The following is a 7,158-nucleotide window of genomic DNA, read 5'->3' on the forward strand; positions in this document are numbered from 1 at the left end:
ATCTGCGGGTCGGGGTCGTCGAGCGGATTCGCCACCAACACCCCGGGGCCCGCCACCCGGAGTCGGGTGTCATGGGGCGGCCGCATGCGGTGCCGGTGCTGCCGCGGGCCCCCCCCCCCCGCGCGGCCGCCGCGTCCGCCAGCCGAGCGGCTGCCGCGTCCGCCCGCGTTCGCCTTTCCCACGCAGACCTGGAAGGAGATCGCGTATCTCCTGGCCAATCTGCTGGTGGGCATCGTGTGCTTCGTCTTCACCCTGGTCTGGCTGGCCGTGGGCCTGGGACTGGCCGTCACGGTGGTGGGCCTGCCCCTGCTGGCCCTGGGGCTGCGGTTCAGCCGGCTGCTCGGCCGGTTCGAGCGCAACCGCGCCAGGGCACTGCTCTCGGTGCACATCGACGAGCCCAGCCCGCTGCCGCACCAGCCGGGCAGCAGCTTCCTCGGCAGGCTGTGGACGAGTCTGCGGGACCCGGTCGGCTGGCGGGCCACGCTCTACGCCCTGATCCGGCTGCCGTGGTCGGTGGTCACCTTCGCGATCACCCTGACCTCGCTGTTCGCCGCCTGGCCGGTGCTGCCCTGGATCGCCCGGGGGCTGACGCATGTGGACCGGGCGATGGTGCGCGGGCTGCTGTTCCCCTCCGACGAGCTGGAGCGGCGGATCGCCGAACTGGAGTCGGACCGGGGCACCGTGGTGGACACCGCCGCCGCCGACCTGCGCCGTATCGAACGCGACCTCCACGACGGCGCCCAGGCCCGGCTGGTCGCCCTCGCCATGGGGCTCGGTCTGGCGAAGGAGAAGCTGGAGGAGGACCCGGAGGCCGCCGCCAAGATGGTCGACGAGGCCCACGGCGAGGTGAAGCTCGCCCTCCAGGAGCTGCGCGACCTCGCCCGCGGCATCCACCCGGCCATCCTCACCGACCGCGGCCTCGGCCCCGCCCTCTCCGCGCTCTCGGCCCGCTGCACCGTGCCCGTGAAGGTGGCGGTCGAGCTGCCCGAACGCCCGGCACCGGCGATCGAGGGCATCGCCTACTTCACCGTCTCCGAACTGCTGCAGAACATCAGCAAGCACAGCCGCGCCCGCACCGCCGAGGTCGAACTGTGGCGCACCGAGGACCGGCTGCTGATCCAGGTGCGGGACGACGGGCGCGGCGGGGCGTCCACCGGCGGGGGCACGGGGCTCGCGGGCCTGGCGGAGCGGCTGGGCTCGGTGGACGGGCTGTTCGTGGTGGATTCGCCGTCCGGTGGGCCGACCACCGTGACCGCCGAGCTGCCCTGGCGCCACCGGACCGGGTCGGCGGCGGGCGCGGCGGTGGCACCGTCCCGGCGAAGGGCCTGAGAACGGTCCCGGCGAAGAGCCTGAGAACGGTCCCGGCGAAGAGCCTGAGAACGGTCCCGGCGAAGAGCCCGGGAGCTGACACCGACCTGACACCTGCCCTGATACCGACCCGCCCCTGAACCGCCCCCGGCCTCACCCCTCGAGGTAGGGCTAACCCCCCGGTGAAGACGCCGACCCGCCCGATGGCCGGGCCGACCCCGCTCCGGGACTCTTGGGGATACGCAGACGCGCGACCGAACAGGCCCCCGGAGGACGGACGAGACGATGGCCACCGCATACCGCCCCTACGAGCCGGGGACCGAGCCCCGTGGCCATCTGGTGCCCGCAGTGCTGAAGGCGCCGTTCCAGGGCCGCGTGTGGTGTGAGTTCCTCTACGTCCTGATCAGCCTGCCGATGGCCATCCTCACCTTCGTCTACACGGTCACGATGATCGCGCTCGGCGCCGGGCTGCTGATCACCTTCCTCGGTGTCCCGGTGCTCGGCGCCGCCCTCGCGGGCTGCCGGGGGTTCGGCGTGGTCGAGCGGGCCCGCGCCCGTGCGCTGCTGGGGCTGCAGGTGGCCGAGCCCGAGCCCGTGCTCGGCCGGAGGGGCGGCCGCGGGGGCAGGCGCGGACCGGTCGCCTGGGTGGGCGCGCTGCTCAGGAGCGGCACCTCCTGGCGTCATGTGATCTACGCGCTGATCCATCTGCCGTGGGCGGTGCTCTCCTTCGGCTTCGCGGTGGCGTTCATCTTCTACGGCTGGGGCTTCGCGACCTATCCGCTGTGGCGCTGGGTCTTCCCCCGGTACCTGGACGAGCCGGGTCTGCAGGTCTTCGGGGACGACCGCGGGCACAACTTCTATCTGGACACCCCGTTCGAGATCGCCGTGACCTGCGCCGCCGGAGTGCTGGTCCTGTTCCTGACCCCGTGGCTGATGCGGGGGCTGACCTCGGTCGACCGGATCATGGTGAGCGGGCTGCTCGGCCCGTCCCGGCTGGCGAGCCGGGTCTGGGAGCTGGAGTCGGACCGGGGGACGGTGGTGGACACCGCCGCCGCCGACCTGCGCCGTATCGAACGCGACCTCCACGACGGCGCCCAGGCCCGGCTGGTCGCCCTCGCCATGGATCTGGGCCTGGCGAAGGAGAAGCTGGAGGAGGACCCGGAGGCCGCCGCCAAGATGGTCGACGAGGCCCACGGCGAGGTGAAGCTGGCCCTCCAGGAGCTGCGCGACCTCGCCCGCGGCATCCACCCGGCCATCCTCACCGACCGCGGCCTCGACCCCGCCCTCTCCGCCCTCGCCGCCCGCTGCACCGTGCCGGTGAAGGCGACCGTGGACCTTCCGCAGCGGCCCGCGCCCGCGATCGAGGGCATCGTCTACTTCACCGTCTCCGAGCTGCTGCAGAACATCAGCAAGCACAGTGGCGCCCGCACCGCCGAGGTCGATGTCTGGCGTACCGAGGACCGGCTGCTGATCCAGATCACGGACGACGGGCGCGGCGGGGCCGACACCTCCACCGGTTCGGGCCTCGCCGGGCTGGCCGAGCGGATCGACGCGGTGGACGGGGTCCTCGTCGTCCACTCCCCGGCGGGCGGCCCGACCACGGTGACCGCCGAGCTCCCCTGGCGCTGACGGCGCACACCCCTCCACTTGTACGCGGCTCGTGCGCGACCGGTTGTGCGCAACTGGACGCGGCCGGTTCTGCGCGACGCGAGCGGCCGAACCCTGGGATGCTGGTCTCGACGAACCGAGTGAAACGGGGGCCGAGCATCGTGGCGGACAGAGTACGGGTGGTCATCGCCGAGGATTCGGTGCTGCTACGGGAGGGGCTGACCCGGCTGCTGACCGACCGGGGCCATGACGTGGTCGCGGGCGTCGGGGACGCGGAAGCGCTGATCAAGTCGGTGCGGGAGCTGGCCGACGAGGGCGCGCCACCGGATGTGGTGGTGGCCGACGTCCGGATGCCGCCCACGCACACCGACGAGGGGGTGCGGGCGGCCGTCCGGCTGCGCCGCGACCACCCTGGTCTGGCGGTGCTGGTCCTGTCGCAGTACGTGGAGGAGCAGTACGCCACCGAGCTGCTGGCCGGGAACAGCCGGGGCGTGGGCTATCTGCTCAAGGACCGGGTGGCCGAGGTGCGCGAGTTCGTGGACGCGGTGGTGCGGGTCGCCCAGGGCGGCACGGCGCTCGACCCGGAGGTGGTCGCCCAGCTGCTGGGCCGCAGCCGCAAGCAGGATGTGCTGGCCGGGCTCACCCCGAGGGAGCGGGAGGTCCTGGGGCTGATGGCCGAGGGCCGTACCAATTCGGCCATTGCCCGGCAGCTCGTGGTGAGCGACGGCGCGGTCGAGAAGCATGTGAGCAACATCTTCCTGAAGCTCGGCCTGTCGCCGAGTGACGGGGATCACCGTCGGGTGCTCGCCGTCCTCACCTATCTCAATTCCTGAGACTCTCAATTCCTGAAAGCAGACTCCCGCGCACCAAAGCGGGGCCAAAGGCTGAACGGGGGATCAGCGGAAATGACAGCACGGGGGGAGGGACACGTCGTGCCAAACCAGTACATATATGGTTCTTCTTTCGGCGTCCACCATGTGATCCGGCCAAGGAAGGCCACCCTTACCGACGTACGATGGTCATGGGACAACAACCGGTCGGCACCGACTGTCCAGGAGCGCCGCCTCAAGGGAGGTCCGAAGCAGTGACCAGCCAGGTCAGTAGCCCGGCCGAGCAGGCCGAACCAGCCGATCAGCAGGGCGGGCAGACGCCCGCCGGGGGGCAGCGATCAGCAGACGGTGGTAAGGAGGTCCGCCGCCTGGACCGGGTGATCATCCGGTTCGCGGGGGACTCCGGTGACGGTATGCAGCTCACGGGTGACCGATTCACCTCGGAGACGGCGTCGTTCGGAAACGACCTGTCGACCCTGCCGAACTTCCCGGCGGAGATCCGCGCCCCCGCCGGCACCCTGCCCGGAGTGTCGAGCTTCCAGCTCCACTTCGCCGATCACGACATCCTCACACCAGGTGACGCGCCGAACGTGCTGGTGGCGATGAACCCGGCCGCGCTGAAGGCCAACCTCCCCGATGTGCCGCGCGGGGCGGAAATCATCGTCAACACCGACGAGTTCACCAAGCGCCCCATGGCCAAGGTCGGCTATGACCAAAGCCCCCTGGAGGACGGCTCGCTGGACGGCTATCGCGTCCACCCGGTGCCGCTCACGACGCTGACCATCGAGGCGCTGAAGGAATTCGGGCTGTCCCGCAAGGAGGCCGAGCGCAGCAAGAACATGTTCGCGCTCGGGCTGCTGTCGTGGATGTACCACCGTCCGACCGAGAACACCGAGAAGTTCCTGCGCCAGAAGTTCGCCAAGAAGCCGCAGATCGCCGAGGCGAACGTGGCCGCCTTCCGGGCGGGCTGGAACTTCGGCGAGACCACCGAGGACTTCGCCGTCTCGTACGAGGTCGCCCCGGCCAGCACCGCGTTCCCCACCGGCACCTACCGGAACATCTCCGGAAACCTGGCGCTGTCGTACGGGCTGATCGCGGCCTCCCGCCAGGCGGATCTGCCGCTGTTCCTGGGGTCGTACCCGATCACCCCGGCCTCGGACATCCTCCATGAGCTGTCCAAGCACAAGAACTTCGGCGTGCGCAGCTTCCAGGGCGAGGACGAGATCGCCGGGATCGGCGCCGCGCTGGGCGCGGCCTTCGGCGGCTCCCTCGCCGTGACCACCACCTCCGGCCCCGGTGTGGCGCTGAAGTCGGAGACCATCGGGCTCGCGGTGTCGCTGGAGCTGCCGCTGCTGGTGATCGACATCCAGCGCGGCGGCCCCTCCACCGGGCTGCCCACCAAGACCGAGCAGGCGGACCTGCTCCAGGCCATGTACGGGCGCAATGGCGAGGCCCCGGTGCCGATCGTGGCCCCGAGGACCCCGGCCGACTGCTTCGACGCCGCGCTCGAAGCGGCCCGGATCGCCCTGACCTACCGCACCCCGGTGTTCCTGCTGTCGGACGGCTATCTGGCCAACGGCTCGGAGCCCTGGCAGGTGCCGGACGTCGACAAGCTGCCCGACCTGCGCGTCCAGTTCGCGGCCGGCCCCAACCACGTACTGGCCGACGGCACCGAGGTCTTCTGGCCGTACAAGCGCGACCCGGAGACCCTGGCCCGCCCCTGGGCCGTGCCCGGCACGCCCGGTCTGGAGCACCGGATCGGCGGCATCGAGAAGCAGGACGGCACGGGGAACATCTCCTACGACCCGGCCAACCACGACCACATGGTCCGCATCCGCCAGGCCAAGGTGGACGGCATCGCGGTGCCGGACATCGAGGTGGACGACCCGACCGGCGACGCCCGCACCCTGGTCCTGGGGTGGGGTTCCACGTACGGCCCGATCACCGCGGCGGTGCGCCGCGTCCGCACCGCGGGCGACCGCATCGCCCAGGCCCATCTGCGCCATCTGAACCCCTTCCCGGCCAACCTCGGCAAGGTGCTGGAGGGTTACGAGAAGGTCGTGGTGCCGGAGATGAACCTGGGTCAGCTGGCGACGCTGCTGCGCGCCCGCTATCTGGTCGACGCCCGCTCCTTCACCCAGGTCCGCGGACTGCCCTTCAAGGCCGAACAGCTCGCCACCGCCCTCAAGGAGGCCATCGATGACTGACACCATCGCCGAGGGCGCGGCATCGGCTCGGCACGCGCTCTCCCTGGTACCCAAGACCGACACCAAACAGACGATGAAGGACTTCAAGTCCGACCAGGAGGTCCGCTGGTGCCCCGGCTGCGGTGACTACGCGGTCCTCGCCGCCGTCCAGGGCTTCATGCCCGAACTGGGCCTGGCGAAGGAGAACATCGTCTTCGTCTCCGGCATCGGCTGCTCCTCGCGCTTCCCGTACTACATGAACACCTACGGGATGCACTCCATCCACGGCCGCGCCCCGGCCATCGCCACCGGCCTGGCCGCCTCCCGCCGCGATCTGTCGGTGTGGGTCGTCACCGGTGACGGCGACGCGCTGTCGATCGGCGGCAACCACCTGATCCACGCGCTGCGCCGCAATGTGAACTTGAAGATCCTGCTCTTCAACAACCGTATCTACGGCCTGACCAAGGGGCAGTACAGCCCCACCTCCGAGGTCGGCAAGATCACCAAGTCGACCCCGATGGGCTCCCTGGACGCGCCGTTCAACCCGCTGTCGCTCGCGCTCGGCGCCGAGGCGGGCTTCGTGGCCCGCACCGTGGACTCCGACCGCAAGCACCTGACCGAGGTGCTGCGGCAGGCGGCGGCCCACCCGGGCACCGCGCTGGTGGAGATCTACCAGAACTGCAACATCTTCAACGACGGCGCCTTCGAGGCCCTGAAGGACAAGGACCAGGCCCAGGAGGCCGTGATCCGGCTGGAGCACGGACAGCCGATCCGCTTCGGCACCGACCAGTCCAAGGGCGTCATCCGCGACCAGCGCACCGGCGACCTCGAAGTGGTCACCGTCACCGCCGAGAACGAGCACCAGGTGCTGGTGCACGACGCCCACGCGGCCTCGCCCACCACGGCGTTCGCGCTGACCCGGCTCGCCGACGCCGACACCCTCCACCACACCCCCATCGGGGTGCTGCGCGATGTGGAGCGCCCGGTCTACGACACCCAGATGTCCGACCAGCTCGACAACGCCGTGGAGCTCAAGGGCAAGGGCGACCTCGGCGCGCTGCTCGCGGGCGGCGACACCTGGACCGTCGTGGGCTGACCCCCCGTAAGGCGCCCAGCGGGCGCGTTCGTACATACGGGCACAGGCGGGGGGGGGGGGGGGCGCGGGCCGCGAGTCCCCCCGCCGCCCCCCCCCGCCCCGGCCACCGCACCGCGCCGCCCCCCCCCCC

The 7,158-nt window shown here is 71.1% G+C and carries 5 protein-coding genes; all 5 read left to right on the plus strand.

Going from position 1 to position 7,158, the window contains the following annotated elements; translation table 11 throughout:
- Nucleotides 1-84: 84 nt before the first annotated feature.
- The 5 genes from ACFXB5_RS15770 (at nt 85) to ACFXB5_RS15790 (ending at nt 7,028) form a co-directional block, all read left to right on the plus strand.
- Complete coding sequence (locus ACFXB5_RS15770; protein WP_385207740.1) at nt 85-1,329, plus strand: sensor histidine kinase; 1,245 nt, start codon at nt 85-87, stop codon at nt 1,327-1,329.
- A gap of 264 nt (nt 1,330-1,593) precedes the next feature.
- A complete protein-coding gene (locus ACFXB5_RS15775) occupies nt 1,594-2,937 on the plus strand; it encodes a sensor histidine kinase (protein ID WP_385207628.1) in 1,344 nt (447 codons plus the stop codon).
- Nucleotides 2,938-3,035: 98 nt separating this feature from the next.
- Complete coding sequence (locus tag ACFXB5_RS15780) at nt 3,036-3,749, plus strand: response regulator transcription factor (RefSeq protein WP_201851597.1); 714 nt, start codon at nt 3,036-3,038, stop codon at nt 3,747-3,749.
- Nucleotides 3,750-4,000: 251 nt separating this feature from the next.
- A complete protein-coding gene (locus ACFXB5_RS15785) occupies nt 4,001-5,953 on the plus strand; it encodes a 2-oxoacid:acceptor oxidoreductase subunit alpha (RefSeq protein ID WP_385207632.1) in 1,953 nt (650 codons plus the stop codon).
- Nucleotides 5,946-7,028, plus strand: coding sequence for a 2-oxoacid:ferredoxin oxidoreductase subunit beta (locus tag ACFXB5_RS15790; protein WP_385207635.1), 1,083 nt, complete (start codon nt 5,946-5,948; stop codon nt 7,026-7,028). The genes ACFXB5_RS15785 and ACFXB5_RS15790 overlap by 8 nt, the downstream gene beginning before the upstream one ends.
- Nucleotides 7,029-7,158 lie beyond the last annotated feature (130 nt).

Source organism: Streptomyces sp. NPDC059455 (genome assembly GCF_042750115.1).
Taxonomy (GTDB): domain Bacteria; phylum Actinomycetota; class Actinomycetes; order Streptomycetales; family Streptomycetaceae; genus Streptomyces; species Streptomyces endocoffeicus.